Source organism: Streptomyces sp. F63, from assembly GCF_018070345.1.
In the GTDB taxonomy this organism is placed as follows: Bacteria; Actinomycetota; Actinomycetes; order Streptomycetales; family Streptomycetaceae; genus Streptomyces.
In genome coordinates, this window is sequence record NZ_JAGPXX010000044.1 from 13,412 (window position 1) to 29,359 (window position 15,948).

The 15,948-nt window shown below is 74.4% G+C and carries 10 protein-coding genes; 3 read left to right on the top strand and 7 right to left on the bottom strand.

All coding sequences use genetic code 11. The annotated features are described in order from the left end of the window. Window positions 1–69 precede the first annotated feature (69 nt). The 7 genes from narI to KBZ10_RS27355 form a co-directional block, all read right to left on the bottom strand. Window positions 70–879 carry a respiratory nitrate reductase subunit gamma gene (gene narI / locus KBZ10_RS27325; protein ID WP_210990416.1) on the bottom strand — a complete coding sequence of 270 codons (810 nt, stop codon included), beginning with the start codon at window positions 877–879 and terminating at the stop codon, window positions 70–72. Then, on the bottom strand, window positions 876–1,517 hold the full coding sequence (gene narJ / locus KBZ10_RS27330; RefSeq protein ID WP_307847629.1) for a nitrate reductase molybdenum cofactor assembly chaperone: 642 nt from the start codon (window positions 1,515–1,517) through the stop codon (window positions 876–878). Before narJ ends, narI begins: the two co-directional genes overlap by 4 nt. After that, window positions 1,514–3,223, bottom strand: a complete 1,710-nt coding sequence (gene narH / locus KBZ10_RS27335; protein WP_210990417.1) for a nitrate reductase subunit beta — start codon at window positions 3,221–3,223, stop codon at window positions 1,514–1,516. Before narH ends, narJ begins: the two co-directional genes overlap by 4 nt. Next, complete coding sequence (locus KBZ10_RS27340; RefSeq protein ID WP_210990418.1) at window positions 3,223–6,969, bottom strand: nitrate reductase subunit alpha; 3,747 nt, start codon at window positions 6,967–6,969, stop codon at window positions 3,223–3,225. Before KBZ10_RS27340 ends, narH begins: the two co-directional genes overlap by 1 nt. A gap of 181 nt (window positions 6,970–7,150) precedes the next feature. Then, window positions 7,151–7,666, bottom strand: coding sequence for a hemerythrin domain-containing protein (locus tag KBZ10_RS27345; RefSeq protein WP_210990419.1), 516 nt, complete (start codon window positions 7,664–7,666; stop codon window positions 7,151–7,153). 76 nt (window positions 7,667–7,742) lie between these two features. Next, window positions 7,743–8,972: an MFS transporter gene (locus KBZ10_RS27350; protein ID WP_374223426.1), complete on the bottom strand. Its 1,230-nt coding sequence runs from the start codon at window positions 8,970–8,972 to the stop codon at window positions 7,743–7,745. A 938-nt stretch (window positions 8,973–9,910) separates the two neighbouring features. Then, window positions 9,911–10,699 carry a DUF2249 domain-containing protein gene (locus KBZ10_RS27355; protein WP_210990420.1) on the bottom strand — a complete coding sequence of 263 codons (789 nt, stop codon included), beginning with the start codon at window positions 10,697–10,699 and terminating at the stop codon, window positions 9,911–9,913. 69 nt (window positions 10,700–10,768) lie between these two features. Between KBZ10_RS27355 and KBZ10_RS27360 the strand changes: the two genes are divergently transcribed. The 3 genes from KBZ10_RS27360 to KBZ10_RS27370 are packed head-to-tail and all read left to right on the top strand — an operon-like array spanning window position 10,769 to window position 15,890. Continuing rightward, a complete protein-coding gene (locus tag KBZ10_RS27360; RefSeq protein WP_210990421.1) occupies window positions 10,769–11,521 on the top strand; it encodes a metalloregulator ArsR/SmtB family transcription factor in 753 nt (250 codons plus the stop codon). Continuing rightward, entirely contained in the window at window positions 11,518–13,101 is a 1,584-nt protein-coding gene (locus tag KBZ10_RS27365; protein ID WP_210990422.1) for a hypothetical protein, read from the top strand. The genes KBZ10_RS27360 and KBZ10_RS27365 overlap by 4 nt, the downstream gene beginning before the upstream one ends. Next, window positions 13,098–15,890, top strand: a complete 2,793-nt coding sequence (locus KBZ10_RS27370; RefSeq protein ID WP_210990423.1) for a multicopper oxidase domain-containing protein — start codon at window positions 13,098–13,100, stop codon at window positions 15,888–15,890. The genes KBZ10_RS27365 and KBZ10_RS27370 overlap by 4 nt, the downstream gene beginning before the upstream one ends. The last annotated feature ends 58 nt before the right edge of the window (window positions 15,891–15,948 follow it).

Below are 15,948 nucleotides of genomic sequence, written 5' to 3' on the forward strand. Positions count from 1 at the left end.
CCACATGGTCCCGGCGGGCCGAACGCCCGGCGGGGTCACGTCTCCCACGGTATCCGGAGCACCGGGGTGTCAGACACGCTCCCATCCGCGGCGGGGGCCGCGGGATCCCAGCTGGACGTCCCGGCTGCGGTAGACGATGTACGGGCGGGTGAGGTAGCCGAGCGGCGCGGTGAGCATGTGCACCAGCCGGGTGAAGGGCCAGGCGGCGAAGAGGGCCAGCGCGCTGAGGGCGTGCAGCTGGAAGAGCACGGGCGCGCCGGCCATCAGGGCGGGGTCGGGCCGGAAGAAGAAGACGCCGCGGAACCAGGGCGAGATGGTGGTGCGGTAGTCGTAGCCGCCGCCGACGACGTTCGCGGCCACGGTGGCGGCGAGCCCCAGGACGATGGCGAGCACCAGCAGCAGGTACATGAACTTGTCGTTGCGCGTGGTGGCCATGAAGACCGGGCCGACGGTGCGCCGCCGGTAGACGAGGATGGCGATGCCGGCGAGGGTGCTGATCCCGGCGATGGTGCCCAGCACGACGGCCGTGACGTGGTACGTGTGCTCGCTGATCCCGGCGGCCTCGGTCCAGCTCTTGGGGATCACCAGTCCGCCGATGTGGCCGAGGAGCACCACCAGGATGCCGAAGTGGAAGAGGGGGCTGCCGATCCGCAGCAGCCGGCTCTCGTGGAGCTGGGAGGAGCGGGTGGTCCAGCCGAACTTGTCGTAGCGGTAGCGCCAGACGTGGCCGGCGACGAACATCGTCAGGGCGATGTACGGCAGCACCACCCACAGGACGATGTCCGGGGCACCGGACTGCCCTCCGGCGGTCTCGGCCGTCCCGGCGGCCAGGGCGGGCAGGGCGGGCAGGGACACCGGTGTCGCGGCGGGGGGAGTCATCGGCGGCCTCCGGCGGGCTCGGGCATGAACTGCGGGGGTGTGAAGGGGGCCAGGCCCACCTCCTCCTCGGGCGGGCCCTCGGCGGCCAGCCGGGCGACGGCCTCCCGCTCGTCCCCGCGCAGCGGGGGCAGGGTGGCCGAGACGGAGTCCAGGACGTGCGCCCAGGGCGCCGCGGCGTCGCGCAGGGCGAGGCGCAGCAGTTCCAGTCCGGCACGGTGGTCGAGGAGCAGGGGGCGGCCGGCCTCGGGGTGCTGGGCGGCGAATTCGAGGACGACGGCGAGGTGGTCGGGGAGTTCGTCGTCGGTGAGCCGCAGTCCGGCCCGGGCGTAGGTCTGCTTCAGCCGGAGGAGGGCGACGCCGCGCTTCCGGGTGTCGCCGTGGGCGTAGTAGGTGAGGAACGGGCAGCAGCGCTTGCGGTGGTCGAAGAGGGTCACGTAGCCGGCGGCCAGCTCGGTGAGCGGGGTGGCGCCGGCGTGGTCGAGGAAGCGGAGGAGGGGGGCGCCGGCCGCTTCCGGCAGGGCTCCGGCGGCCCGGCGGGCGAGCCGGGCGTGCCCCGGGAAGTGTTCCTCCGGGTAGGCCAGCAGCAGGGACTGCACCTGCCAGGCGATGGGCATCCAGGGGGCGACGGAGCCGTTCACGGCCGCTCCTCCTTCCGTTCGGGGCCGCCCGAGGCGTCCGGGGAGGATCCGCGCTCGCCGCTCTCCGGTGGGAAGAGGCCCTCGGGGTGCCCCTTGCCGTCCCAGTTGAGGAGGTTGACCCGGGCGGCCTTGTCCTCCGGGGAGGCGAAGCTGTCGGAGGTCTGCCGGTCGCGCAGCGCCCGGTAGTTCTCCACGGCGACGGGGCTGGCGCCGCCGGACGCCTCGCCGAAGGGGCCGGAGCCGCCCATGCCGGGGCCGCCCTCGTAGTCGAGGCTGCACTCGGTGGCGAGTTCCTCCAGGCTGTGCGCCTGTTCGGCGTGGGCGGGCGGGATGACGTAGCGCTCGTCGTACTTGGCGAGGGCCAGGAGCCGGTACATGTCGTACATCTGCTCCTCGCCCATGCCGACGGCGGCGGGGATGGCGCCGTCGGGTTCCCGGCCGAGGTTGATGTCGCGCATATAGGCGCGCATGGCGGCGAGCCGGCGCAGGACCGCGTCGACGGGGGCCGGGTCGCCGGCGGTGAAGAGCTGGGCGAGGTAGTCGACGGGGATGCGGAGGGCGTCGATGGCGGCGAAGAGGTTGCCGGAGTCCTCGGCGTCGTAGCCGGTGTCGCGGACGACGTCGACGACCGGGGAGAGCGGCGGGATGTACCAGACCATGGGCATGGTGCGGTACTCGGGGTGGAGCGGCAGGGCCACCTTGTAGGTGCTGATGAGGGCGTGGACCGGGGAGCGCTGGGCGGCCTCGATCCAGTCGCGCGGGATGCCGGCCTTCTCGGCCTCGGCGATCACGGTGGGGTCGTGCGGGTCGAGGAAGACCTCGCGCTGGGCCTCGTAGAGCCCGGTGTCCTCGGGGGTGGAGGCGGCTTCGAGGACCTGGTCGGCGTCGTAGAGCATCAGGCCGATGTAGCGGAGCCGGCCGACGCAGGTCTCGGAGCAGACGGTGGGCAGTCCGACCTCGACGCGCGGGAAGCAGAAGGTGCACTTCTCCGCCTTGCCGGTGCGGTGGTTGAAGTAGACCTTCTTGTACGGGCAGCCGGTGACGCACATCCGCCAGCCGCGGCAGCGGTCCTGGTCGACCAGGACGATGCCGTCCTCCTCCCGCTTGTAGATGGCGCCGGAGGGGCAGGAGGCGGCGCAGGACGGGTTGAGGCAGTGCTCGCAGATGCGCGGCAGGTAGAACATGAAGGTCTCTTCGAACTGGAACGTGACCTTCTCCTCGATGCCGGCGAGGAGCACGTCCTTGTCGCCGTGGTCGGGGGAGCCGCCGAGGTCGTCGTCCCAGTTCGCCGACCAGCTGATCTTCAGGTCCTTGCCGGTGATCAGCGACTTGGGGCGGGCGACGGGGGTGTGCTCCTGGAGCGGGGCGTTGGTGAGCGTCTCGTAGTCGTACGTCCAGGGCTCGTAGTAGTCGTCGAGGGCGGGGAGCTTGGGGTTGGAGAAGATGGTGATGAGCTTCTTGAACCGGCCGCCGGCCTTGAGCCCGAGCCGGCCGCGCTTGTTGAGCTCCCAGCCGCCGCGCCAGGTCTCCTGGTCCTCGTAGCGGCGGGGGTAGCCCTGGCCGGGGCGGGTCTCGACGTTGTTGAACCAGACGTACTCGACGCCGCTGCGGTTGGTCCACGCCTGCTTGCAGGTGACGGAGCAGGTGTGGCAGCCGATGCACTTGTCGAGGTTCATCACCATCGCCATCTGGGCCATGACGCGCATCAGTACTGCACCTCCTGGCCGCGGCGGCGGATGACGGTGACCTCGTCGCGCTGGTTGCCGGTGGGGCCCAGGTAGTTGAAGGCGAAGCTCAGCTGGGCGTAGCCGCCGATGAGATGGGTGGGTTTGACCAGCAGCCGGGTGAGCGAGTTGTGGATGCCGCCGCGCCGCCCGGTGGTCTCGGTGCGGGGGACGTCGATGAGCCGGTCCTGTGCGTGGTGCATGTAGACGGTGCCCTCCGGCATGCGGTGGGAGACGACGGCGCGGGCGGTGACGACGCCGTTGCGGTTGACCGCCTCGATCCAGTCGTTGTCGTGGATGCCGAGCCTGACGGCGTCCTCCTGGGCCATCCAGATGGTCTGCCCGCCCCGGGAGAGGGAGAGCATGAAGAGGTTGTCCTGGTACTCGGAGTGGATCGACCACTTGTTGTGCGGGGTGAGGTAGCGCAGGGTCAGCCCGGCCTCGCTCCGCTCGCCGAGCCGGGGCTCGTCGAACAGGGCGTGCATGTTGAGCGGGGGCCGGTAGACGGGCATCCACTCGCCGAGTTCGGCGATCCAGTCGTGGTCGAGGAAGAAGTGCTGGCGGCCGGTGAGGGTGTGCCAGGGCTTCAGCCGTTCGACGTTGATGGTGAACGGCGAGTAGCGGCGCCCGCCGGACTCGGAGCCGGACCACTCCGGGGAGGTGATGACGGGGACGGGCCCGGCCTGGGTGTCGGCGAAGCTGACCTGCTTGCCCTCGTGTTCGCCGGCCAGGTCGGCGAGCCGGGTACCGGTGCGGGCCTCGACCTGGCGGAAACCCTGGGTGGCCAGATGGCCGTTGGTGGTGCCGGAGAGGGCGAGGATCGCCTCGCACGCCTGGACGTCGCGGGCGATGGAGGGGCGGCCGTCGGCGGGGCCGCCGCGGACCGTGCCGTTCTTGTGCCGCAGGTACTCCAGTTCCCGTTCGTACTGGAAGGTGACGCCCTTGGTGGTGGCGCCGAGGGTGTCCAGGAGGGGGCCGAGGGCGGTCATCTTGTCGGCGACGGCCGGGTAGTCGCGTTCGACGGTGATGAGCTTGGGCATGGTGCGGCCGGGGACGGGCTCGCACTCCCCCGCCTTCCAGTCGCGCACCCGGCCGTGCGGGGTGGCCATCTCGTCGGGGGTGTCGTGCAGCAGGGGCGCCGCCACGACGTCGTTGACGGTGCCGAGGTGGCCGGCGGCGAGGGTGCTGAAGGTCCCGGCGATGGTGTTGAAGGCGTCCCAGTCCGTCCGGGTCTGCCACGGCGGCGGGATCGCGGGGTTGAAGGAGTTCACGAAGGGGTGCATGTCCGTGGTGTTGAGGTCGTGCTTCTCGTACCAGGTGGCGGCGGGCAGCACCACGTCGGAGTAGAGGGTGGTGCTGGTCATCCGGAAGTCGAGGGTGAGCAGCAGGTCGAGCTTGCCGGTGGGGGCCTCCTCGCGCCAGGTGACGTCGCGGGGGCGGGCGCCGGGCGGGGCCTCGCCGGCGCGGACGGAGGAGTCGGCGCCGAGGAGGTGCTTGAGGAAGTACTCGTTGCCCTTGGCGGAGGAGCCGAGGAGGTTGGCCCGCCAGATGGTGAGGACGCGGGGGAAGTTCTCGGGGGCGTCCGGGTCCTCGCCGGCGAAGCGGAGATTGCCGGACTTCAGTTCGCCGACGATGTGCTCGGCGGGTTCGCGGCCGGCGGCGGCCGCCTCCTCGGCGAGGGTGATCGGATTGCGGTTGAAGGTGGGGTAGGACGGCATCCAGCCCATGCGGGCGGACTGCGCGATGACGTCGGCCGTGGACTTGCCGGTGAAGCTGCCGCCGGCCGTGGTGGCGGAGAGGGCGTCGGCGCCGAAGGGGTCGTAGCGGAACTGGTCGGAGTGGAGGTACCAGTACGCGGTCTGGATCATCTGCCGGGCGGGCCGGTTCCAGTCGGAGGCCGTGGCCAGGGCGGAGTAGCCGGTGATGGGCCGGACCTTCTCCTGGCCGACGTAGTGCGCCCAGCCGCCGCCGTTGACGCCCTGGCAGCCGGTGAGGGTGGTCAGGGTGAGGAAGGCGCGGTAGATGGTGTCGGAGTGGAACCAGTGGTTGGTGCCCGCGCCCATGACGATCATCGAACGGCCGCGGGACTCCTCGGCGTTGGCGGCGAACTCCCGGGCGATACGGGCCGCCTGCTCCCCCGGCACCCCGGTGATCCGCTCCTGCCAGGCGGGGGTGTAGGGCTGCTCGGTGTCCTCGTAGCCGGTGGGCCACTCGCCGGGCAGGCCCTCGCGGCGCACCCCGTACTGGGCCAGCAGCAGGTCGTAGACGGTCGTCACCAGGCGGCCGGCGATCCGGCGGACGGGGACGCCGCGGCGCAGCCGGCCCGCCGAGCCGTCGGGGGTGTCGAAGCGGACGAGGCCGACCTCCACCGGGTCTTCGCCGCCGCCGTCGGCGCTCAGCAGCGGGTCGGTGTCGCCGAGGTCGAGGTTCCAGCGGCCGGCGTCGGACGCGGCGTAGCGGTGGCCGAGGGAGCCGCCGGGCACCACGGGGCGGCCGGTGGCGGCGTCGAGGAGGACGGTCCTGAAGTCGGCGTGCTCGGCCGCGGCCTCCTCACCGCCCAGGTCGGCCGCGGTGAGGAACTTGCCGGGCTTGTGGGCCGGTCCCCCGGTGTCCGGGTCCTCACCGGTCTCCTCCAGGGTGACCAGGTAGGGCAGGTCGGTGTAGCGCTTCACGTAGTCGGTGAAGTAGGGGGTGGCGCGGTCGGTGAAGAACTCCTTGAGGACCACGTGGCCCATGGCCATGGCCAGCGCCCCGTCGGTGCCGGGGCGGGCGGGCACCCACTCGTCGGCGAACTTGACGTTGTCGGCGTAGTCGGGCGCGACGGCGACGACCTTCTGGCCGCGGTAGCGCGCCTCCGCCATCCAGTGCGCGTCGGGGGTGCGGGTCACCGGGAGGTTGGAGCCCCACATGACGAGGTAGCCGGCGTCCCACCAGTCGCCCGACTCGGGGACGTCGGTCTGGTCGCCGAAGACCTGCGGGGAGGCGACGGGCAGGTCGGCGTACCAGTCGTAGAAGGACAGCATGACGCCGCCGAGGAGGGAGTAGAAGCGGGCGCCGGCCGCGTGGGAGACCATCGACATCGCCGGGATCGGGGAGAAGCCGGCGAGCCGGTCGGGCCCGTACTCCTTGATGGTGTGCACATGGGCGGCCGCGATCAGCTCGGCCGCCTCGGCCCAGCTCGCGCGGACCAGGCCGCCCTTGCCGCGGGCCGACTTGTAGCGGCGGGCGCGCCCGGGGTCGGAGACGATGTCGGCCCAGGCGAGCACGGGGTCGCCGAGGCGCCGCTTCGCCTCCCGGTACATCTCCAGCAGCGGGCCGCGGACGTACGGGTAGCGCACCCGGGTGGGTGAGTACGTGTACCAGGAGAAGGCCGCGCCGCGGGGGCAGCCGCGGGGCTCGTACTCCGGGGAGTCGGGGCCCACCGAGGGGTAGTCGGTCTGCTGCGACTCCCAGGTGATGATGCCGTCCTTGACGTACACCTTCCAGGAGCAGGAGCCGGTGCAGTTGACCCCGTGGGTCGAGCGGACCACCTTGTCGTGGCTCCAGCGGTCGCGGTAGAAGTCGTCCGCCTGCCGGCCGCCGATCCGGTGGAGGGTCCGGTGGTCGCCGGAGACCTCGGCCCGGGTGAAGAACCTGCGGGTGCCGACCAGGGCGTCGGCCAGTTCACCGTCCAGACCGGGCACCGCCCCTTTCCGGTCCTGCCGCCCCTTTCCCCTCGTCCTCGCCATGGTGTCCTTCCCGGGCATGCAGACCCTGTGTCGTACGACGGTTCGGAACCGCGAACTCCGCCGCCACCCAACGACACATCACGCCACGACGCAAGATCCCCCGCTGCGTGTTCGCCAACCTCCCGGCAACTTCCGGGGAATGACCACGCAGGGGCACGGGAGGGTGCCCCGGGGTGTCCGGTCAGGCGGCCGGGAGCCGGGTGCCCACCCGCTGCCGCACCGCCTCGACCGCCTCCCACTCCTCGGTGGCCAGCAGGGCCAGGGCGGCGGGGAAGACGCCGTCCTGCTCCTTGAGGATGTGGTCGCGCAGCACGGCCAGGGCCTCCTCCAGACGCCGCGGCCAGGACGGGTCGGCGGGGACCACCGGGGCGCCCGCGGGGTCCGCGCCGTCCGGGCCGTCCGGGCCGTCCGGGCCGCCGGCCTCGGCGAGGACGGCCTCGATGCGGCGGTGCTCGTCCTCCAGGGCGGCGATCTGGTCCGGGAAGTCCGCGGTGAGCGCGGGGAAGAGGCCGTGTTCCTCGACCTCGGTGTGCGGGCCGAGGACGCCGGCGATGCGCCGGGCGGTGGCGGCCATCCGGGGCAGGTCGCCGTCGCGGCGGGCCTCCCGCACCTCGGAGATCAGCGCGACGACGAGCTCGTGCTCGCGGGTCAGCTCGTCGATGGAGGTCAGCGACTGGCAGCCGCAGTATTCGCACATGGGGTCGGCTCCTTCCGTGTGCCGGTGTGCCGTGGGGGCGGTGTGCCGGGGCGTGGCGCCGGCGGCGCCGGCGCGGTCAGGCGCCGTGGCCGGAGATCTCGGCACGGACCTTGGTGACGGTGAAGACCAGAGCGGCCGCGGACACCACCGCGAGCAACACCAGACCGATGGCGTAACTTCCCGTGGCCCCGTAGACGGCGCCCATGACGAGCGGCGGCACGAAGCCGCCGAGGCCGCCGGCCGCGCCGACCACACCGGTGACCGACCCGACCCGCTCGGGCGGGGTGATCAGGGCCACCAGGGCGAAGACGCCGCCGCTGCCGACGCCCAGGGCCGCGGCCATCGCCAGGAAGGCGATGGTGCCGAGCGGCATCAGCTCCGGGGTGAAGGACTGGACGACGGCTCCCGTGATCACCACGCCCAGGGCGCCGGCCAGCACGCGCACCGGACCGAGGCGATCGGAGAGCCAGCCGCCCACGGGGCGCATCAGCACGGCCAGGAGTACGAAGCCGGCCATCCGGTTGGCGGCGTCGGCGGGCTCCAGTCCGTAGGCGGTGCGGAGGTAGGTCGGCAGGTAGACCGAGAAGGCGACGTAGCCGCCGAAGGCGAGCGCGTACAGGCCGGACGCCTGCCAGGTCGCGACCAGCCGCGCGGTGACCGCCAGCCGGCTCAGCAGGGAGCCGCTGGACACCGTACGGCCCGGGATGTCCCGCAGCAGGAGGATGGCGACCAGCGCGTAGACGCCCAGGGCGACGGCCGTCATGACGAAGGGCGCCGCGGTCCCGTACTCCTTGACCAGGTTGACCGTGGTCAGCGCGCTGATCGCGGTGCCGCCCATGCCGGCGCCGAAGACGCCGACGGCCAGACCGCGGCGCTCGGGCGGAAACCAGGAGTTGACGAAGGGGACGCCGACGGCGAAGGCCGTTCCGCCGATGCCGAGGAAGAAGCCGCCGATCAGCAGTCCGGCGAAGGTGGTGTGCCCAGCCAGCCCGAGATAGAGCACGGGGACGATGGTCGCGGCGGAGATCAGGGGGAACATGATCCGGCCGCCGTAGCGATCGGTGAGGGCCCCCACCGGGATGCGGCCGACCGAGCCGACGATCACCGGTACCGCGACGAGCAGCGACTGCTCGAACGAGGAGAGGTTCAGGATCTCCTGGAAGCGCGGCCCCAGCGGGCTGAGCAGCGCCCAGGCCCAGAAATTGAGGGCGAATCCGAGCGTGGCCAGGGTCAGCATCAGTCCGCGCGGTCCGGACGAGGCGCAGGTGCCGGACGGCGGGGGCGCTGCGGTGGCCGCTCGTGACATGTCGTCCATGGAGGTGTCCGCATCCCTCGTGTGGCTGTCTGTGGTCATCGTGTCCCCGGCTGTCGCTCGAAAGAGTCCGAATGGAGAGGGGCTGAGTGGCACCGGGGGCACGGCGGGTTTCCCATGGGTGCCCTCCGGCCGCGGGTGTCATCCCCGTGTGTCCCAGGATCTTCACTCTCCCGGTGAGCGGTTAGGGACCATTGGGACCGTCGCCGGGGGCCGTGTGGTCTCCGCTTTCCCTCGTGACGTGGGGTCATGTGGCCGGGCGCTCCGGCGCGCGTCACGGGCGGCGCCGTTCGGGGAGCGGGAGCGGGGAGCCGGCGGGCGGGGCCGCGGCCGAGGCCGCGCCGCCCCGGGAGGTCCGCGGCCGTGAGCCCGGCCGTGCGGGGAGACGGCGCCTTGTACGGCGGTGTGCGGCGGCAGTTGGGCGGCCGGGGTCCGGCCGCCCAACTGCGGCCGGCGGGACCCGGGTGACGCCTGGTACCGGGAAACGGCAGCTCCGTGGTGACACGGACGGGGAGGAGCGCCCGCGGGGATCCTGCCGCACCTCCGTCCGGCCTGCTGACGGACGGTCCGCGGGGCGTGGGAGACGTGGGGACGTGCCGGGTACCCCGGGGGCGTCGGGCCGGCGTTCGTGACGCGGTACGGGCGGTGCCGGGCCGGGGGAGACGTGATGGTGGGCGCGCTGCGGCACGCAAGCGCCCGCCCGCGCACAGGACGAGAGTCACCGTCAACAGGCCACCGAAAGGGGCCGTTGGCGACCGGCCGCGCTGGGGCCGGGCCGCCCCGGACCGCCCGCGCCGGGCCGGGTCGCGCGGGGCGCACTGGGCCGGGGCCGCCGGGGCATCGGTCGGCGGCCCCGGCGGTCCGGCCGGCGGCGGGTGTCGGCGCTGGTGCCTGCGGGCCGGTGTCAGCGGGCCGGTGTCAGCGGGCCGGTGTCAGCGGTGGCTGAGGCGGAGGCGCCAGGCCTCCGGTCCGCGCTCCAGGTACTCCACCGAGAACACTCCCGGGTTGCGGGACTCGATCTGCGCGAGCAGCGGCTTGGGGTCGTGCGGTGCGACCAGTACCATCGCCCGGCCGGCCGGGACGGCTCCGAGCGCGCCGAACACGGTGGCGTGGCGGATGGCGTGCGGGACCTCGCGGACGTCGAGCTCCGGGTCCGCGGCCTCCTCCGTCTCGCCGCAGGCGCAGTGGCCGCCGCAGCCGCCCGCCTCCGCCCGCTCGCCGTCCTCCCCGTGCTCGTGGCCGCCGAGCAGCTCGTGCATGCCCGCGAGCAGTTCCGCCAGGGAGAGCTCGGCCGATCCGGCGATGAGCGGGAGGATCAGGGTGTTCTCCTTCTCCAGGTGCTCCTCGAAGAGGACTTGGAGGGCCCGGGCCTCGGCCGCCGCGTGGACGGCGGTGGGCGCGGAGCGGACGGCGGCGGCGAGGGCGGCGAGCCGGCGGTGTTCCGCGAGCATGCCGTCGACCAGCAGCCGGGCCTCGGTGGTGGCGTGGGCGGCCGGGTAGAGGGCCTTCTCCTCCGCGGCGGCGTGTGGCAGGAGCTCACGTTCGCAGAAGGCGGCCAGACCCGCCCGGATCTCCTCGGCACCGGCCGGGTCGCGGACCACGGTGTCGAGGAGGACGGAGACCCGCCCGGCCAGCTCACCGGCCAGTTGGGTGTGGTGCGCCTCGACGGCCTCCACGGCGGCGGCGTCCTCGGGGTCCGAGGCGATGGTGATCGTGCTCATGACGCATTCCTCCAGCGTTGGCGGCCGGCCGGGGCCGACCGGGTCCGGTGCCTGCAATATACTCCGGACATGTCCGTGAAAAATAAGGGTCCCCAGCCGGGTGGCGGGTCGGACGACCGGCCGCCCCTGTCGCGGCAGCGCGGTGCCGTGCTCCGGCACCTGCGCGGCCAGACCGGTTCCGTCACCGTCACGGCGCTGTCCGAGCTCTGCGGCCTGCACTCCAACACCGTCCGGGAGCATCTCGACGCGCTGGTCGGTTCCGGGCTGGCGGTACGCGAGCGAGCCCCGGCCGCCGGCCGCGGCCGTCCCGCCTGGCGCTACCGCGCCCGGCCGCCGCAGCAGTCGGCCGCGCGCGAGTACGCCGGGCTGGCCACCGTGCTCGCCGGGCAGATCGCCCGGTCCAGCGCCGATCCGCGGGCGGACGCCCTCGCGGCCGGTGAGGAGTGGGGCCATGCCCTGCTCTCCGGCGAGGAGCCGGCCCGGTCGCCGGAGGAGGCGCGCGGGCGGGTCCTCGGCCTGCTCGGCGAGATCGGTTTCGCGCCGGAGGCGGACGAGGGCGGTTACGGGGCGCGGCTGCCGCGCTGCCCGTTCATCGAGGCCGTCCGCGAGCACCCGGGCGTGATCTGCTCGGTCCACACCGGGCTGGCCAAGGGCGCCGTCGCGGAGCTGGGCGGCGATCCGGCACAGGTCGAGCTGCTGCCCTTCGCGGAACCCGACGCCTGCCGGCTGCGGCTCGGGATCCCGCCCGGCGGGCCGGCCGGGAACGCGGACCCCGCCGACCGGGGCGACGCCGCTCCGGCGGACGCCGGGGAGTCCCGGTGAGCGGCCCGGGGACCGGCACGCCCGGCGCGCCCGCCGGGGAGCGGGCCACGGAGGCGCGATGCAAGGGGTCCCGCGGTGCCGGGGCCCGGCGGGCCGTGCTGTTGCTGCCCGCCGGGCCGGCCCTGCTGCTCGGGCTGGACGCCGCCCTGATCCTGCTGGAGCTGCCCGCTCCGCTCACCGCCGAACGGCTGCCCGAGGTCCACGGCGTGCTGCTGGTGCTCGGTTTCGCGGGGACGCTGGTGGCGCTGGAGCGGGCCGTCGCCCTCGGCGCCCGCTGGGCGTACCTCTCCCCGGCCTGCCTCGGCGCCGGCGGTCTCCTGCTCGCCGCGCCGGTGGACCTCCGCGCCGGGCGGCTGCTGCTGGTGGCCGGTACGGCGCTGCTGCTCGTCCTGTACACCCGCTTCTGGAAGCGGCAGCCCGGTGCCGCGCTGCTGGTACAGGGCGCGGGTGCGGTGGCCGCGCTCGGCGCGGCGCTGCTGTGGCTGGGCGGGCTCGACGTCCCCCGGCTGCTGCCCTGGCTCGCCGCCTTCCTCGTCCTGACCATCGCCGGTGAGCGGCTGGAGCTGGCCCGGGTGGCCCTGCTCGCGCCGCGGACGGAGGACGGCTTCCTGGCCGCCTCGGGTGCCGTGCTCGCCGGGGCGGTCGTCACCCTGCTGTGGCCGGGGACCGGCTCGGCGCTGCTCGGCCTGGCGCTGCTCGCGCTGGTCGGCTGGCTCACCGCGCACGACGTGGCCCGCCGGATGCTGCGCTCGGCGGGCCTGCCGCGGTTCTCCGCCGCCTGCCTGCTGGCCGGTTACGCCTGGCTGGGGCTGGCCGGGGCGCTGTGGCTGGTGGGCGGGCCGGTGGCGGAGGGGCCGCGGTACGACGCCGTGGTGCACGCCGTCTTCCTGGGCTTCGTCCTGTCGATGATCATGGCGCACGCGCCGGTGATCCTCCCCGCCGTGCTGCGCCGGCCGCTGCCGTACCACCGGGTGCTCGCGGGCCCGGCCTGGCTGCTCCACCTCTCGCTGGCCCTGCGCGTCCTGATCGGGGACCTCCGGGGGCCGGAGACGGCCTGGCGGCTCGGCGGGGCGCTGAACATCACCGCCGTCCTGCTCTTCGTCGTCCTGGCCGCGACGCTCTCGGTCCGCGCGGGACGGGCGCGGCCCGGAGCCGCGGGAGGGCGGGAGGGCACCCGACCGGACGGCGCCGCCCGGCCCGCGCCGCGGGGCAGCGCCCCGGTGACGGACCCGGGGCCCGCGGACGGCGGCGGCCGCCCGGACGTGGACGAGGGTTCACGGGGCACGGTGCCCGCACCGGACGGCGCCCCGGGCGCAGCCGGGACGGACGCCGGGCCCGCCCCCGACGGCGTACCGATGGCGGTACCGGTCGGCGGCGGCACCGGCGAGGAGACCGGCCCCGGCAACCACCGGGCCGGCGACAGCCGTTCCCCCGGCACGGCACCGGCACGCGGCGCCGGTACGGCGGCCGGATCCGGGCCGGCCCGGCCCGCTCCCGGCACACCGGATCCCGTACCGGGCGCCGCACCCAGCACGCCGGGCCGCGCGCCCGGAACCGAACACCCGGAGGTCCCGCGGTGACTCTGCTCTCCTCTCCCCCGTCGCCCGGCCGGCCGCCCGCCGCCCCGGAGCGGCCCTCCGCCCGTGCCTCCTGGCATCTCGGGGTGAACGCCGTCGTGGCCGGCTGGCTCGGGCTGTTCGTCGCCGGGGTGCTCGTGCACCCGTTCGTCCCCGTCGCCCGGTGGCTGCTGGTGCATCTGCTGCTGCTCGGCGCGGTCAGCAACGCCATCGTCATCTGGTCCGGCCACTTCGCGGCGTCCGTGCTGCGGCTGCCCGAGGCCGACCGGGGCGCCCCGGCGGCGTGGCGGCTCGGGGTGCTCAACGCGGGGGCGGTCGCCGTGGTCGCCGGCATGGTGGCGGGGGTGTGGCCGGTGGTCCTCGCGGGCGGCGGCGCGGTCGGGGCCGCCGTGCTGACGCACGCGGTGTGGCTGGTGCGCCTGCTCAAGCGGGCGCTGCCCGCGCGGTTCTCCATGACGGTGCGCTACTACGTCGCCGCGTCGTCGATGCTGCCGGCGGGTGCCGCCCTGGGCGTTCTCATGGCGCGCGGCGGCTACTCGGGCGAGCTCACGGCGCGGCTGCTGGTGGCCCACGAGTTCGTCAATCTGCTCGGCTGGGTGGGTCTCACCATCGCCGGGACACTGATCACTCTCTGGCCGACCATGCTGCGCACCCGGGTGGCCGACGGAGCCGAGCGGGCCACCCGGCGGGCGCTGCCGGTGCTGGTCGCCGGACTGGCGCTGGCGGTGGCCGCGGCGCTGGCCGGCCCGCCGCCGGCCGCCGCGGCCGGTGTGCTGCTGTACGCGGCCGGGCTGGTGCGCGCGGGCGCGCCCTGGCTGCGTGAGGCCCGGGTGAAGCCGCCGCGCGCCTTCGCCCCCTGGTCGGTGGCGCTCGGGTGCGGCTGGCTGGCCGGGTCGCTGGTGGCGCTGGCGGCCGTTCTGGTCACGGCTCCGTCGTGGGCCGTCGTCGCGGAGCGCACGCCCGCGCTGACCGCCCCGCTCGCCGCCGGGTGGATCGCGCAGGTGCTGCTGGGAGCGCTCAGCTTCCTCGTGCCGGTGGTCCTCGGCGGCGGGCCCGCCGCCGTCCGGGCGGCCACCGCCGGTCTGGAGGGGGCCTGGCCGGCCCGGCTCACCGCGGGCAACCTGTCGCTGCTGCTGTGCCTGCTGCCGGTGCCCTCGACGGTCCGGGTCGTCTGCTCGACGGTGCTGCTGTGGGTACTGGTGCACTTCCTCCTGCTGCTCGTCCGCACGGTGCTGCGGAGCCGGAGGGTCCGCCGCTCCCCCGCTCCGGACACGTCCGCGTCCGCTCCCGGACCGCTCCCCGGAGCGCCCGCTAGACCGCTCCCCGGGCCGCCCGCCGGCCCGGGACGGCACCGGCTGCTCGGCGGGGTGGCCGCCGGGCTGGCCGTCGTGGTGCTGGCCGTGGCGGGGGGCGCGGCGCTGGACACGCGTTCGCTGCCGGTGCTCGCCGGCTCCCCGTCGGCGACCGGGGACGGCGGCGAGGTCACGCCGACGGGGCACACCACCACCGTCGAGGTGACCGTGGAGAACATGCGGTTCTCCCCCGGCACCGTCGACGTCCCCGCCGGGGACCGCCTCGTCGTGGAGTTCCGCAACACGGGGACCGACCGGCACGACCTGGTGCTGGAGTCCGGCAAGCGCACCGGGCGGCTCGCGCCCGGCGGCCGGGAGACGCTCGACGCGGGGGTCGTCGGCCGTGATCTGGAGGGGTGGTGCTCGGTGGTGGGGCACCGGCAGATGGGCATGGTGTTCGCCGTGAACGTCACGGGCGGCGGCACCGGCGGTGAGGACACCGCCACCGGAAAGGAGGACTCCGGGGACCCGGCGGACTCCGGTCACGCCGGGCACACACCGGGCGGAGCGGACGCGGATGCGGATGCGGATGCGGACAAGAACAGCGCCGCGCGGGACTTCGACCCCATGGCGGAGCCCGCCGAGGGCTTCGAGGCCCGGGACGCCGTCCTCCCGCCCGCCGCCGGCGGACCGGAACCCGTCACCCACCGGCGCACCCTCACCGTCCGGGAGACGGAGCGGGAGGTGGCCCCGGGGGTACGGCAGACGCTGTGGACCTTCGGCGGCACCGCGCCCGGTCCCGTGCTGCGCGGACGGGTCGGTGACGTCTTCGAGATCACGCTCGTCAACGACGGCTCGATCGGGCACTCGGTCGACTTCCATGCCGGGGCGCTGGCCCCGGACCGTCCGATGCGCACCATCCAGCCGGGCGAGAAGCTCACGTACCGCTTCACGGCGGAGCGCAGCGGGGTGTGGATGTACCACTGCTCGACGATGCCCATGTCCACGCACATCGCCAACGGCATGTTCGGCGCCGTGGTGATCGATCCGCCGGATCTGCCGGAGGTGGACCGCGAGTATCTGCTGGTGCAGTCGGAGCTGTACCTCGGCCCGCAGGGCGGCACCGCCGACGCGGCGAAGATCGCGGCGGAGAAGCCGGACGCGGTGGTCTTCAACGGCTACGCGAGCCAGTACGACCACGACCCGCTCACGGCGCGCGTCGGCGAGCGGGTGCGCGTCTGGGTGCTGGCGGCCGGGCCGAACCGGGACACCGCCTTCCATGTGGTCGGCGGCCAGTTCGACACCCTGTACGAGGAGGGGAGCCACCGGCTCCGGCCGGACGATCCGGGGAAGGGCGGGGCCCAGGTCCTCGGGCTCGCCCCCGCCTCCGGCGGCTTCGTCGAACTCGCCTTCCCCGAGCCGGGCAGCTACCCCTTCGTCTCGCACCGGATGACGGATGCCGAGCGGGGCGCCCACGGAGTGTTCGAGGTCCGCCGCTGACCGGCCGGCCACGCGGGGCCGCCCGGTCCGGGGCGGCCCCGCACCGGCCACGCGCGCC

Bases quoted from the DNA above. Each gene is read 5' to 3' on its own strand.
- KBZ10_RS27355 (WP_210990420.1), bottom strand. From the start codon at position 10,699: ATGAGCACGATCACCATCGCCTCGGACCCCGAGGACGCCGCCGCCGTG.
- narI (WP_210990416.1), bottom strand. From the start codon at position 879: ATGACTCCCCCCGCCGCGACACCGGTGTCCCTGCCCGCCCTGCCCGCC.
- KBZ10_RS27340 (WP_210990418.1), bottom strand. From the start codon at position 6,969: ATGGCGAGGACGAGGGGAAAGGGGCGGCAGGACCGGAAAGGGGCGGTG.
- KBZ10_RS27345 (WP_210990419.1), bottom strand. From the start codon at position 7,666: ATGTGCGAATACTGCGGCTGCCAGTCGCTGACCTCCATCGACGAGCTG.
- KBZ10_RS27360 (WP_210990421.1), top strand. From the start codon at position 10,769: ATGTCCGTGAAAAATAAGGGTCCCCAGCCGGGTGGCGGGTCGGACGAC.
- narH (WP_210990417.1), bottom strand. From the start codon at position 3,223: ATGCGCGTCATGGCCCAGATGGCGATGGTGATGAACCTCGACAAGTGC.
- KBZ10_RS27350 (WP_374223426.1), bottom strand. From the start codon at position 8,972: ATGTCACGAGCGGCCACCGCAGCGCCCCCGCCGTCCGGCACCTGCGCC.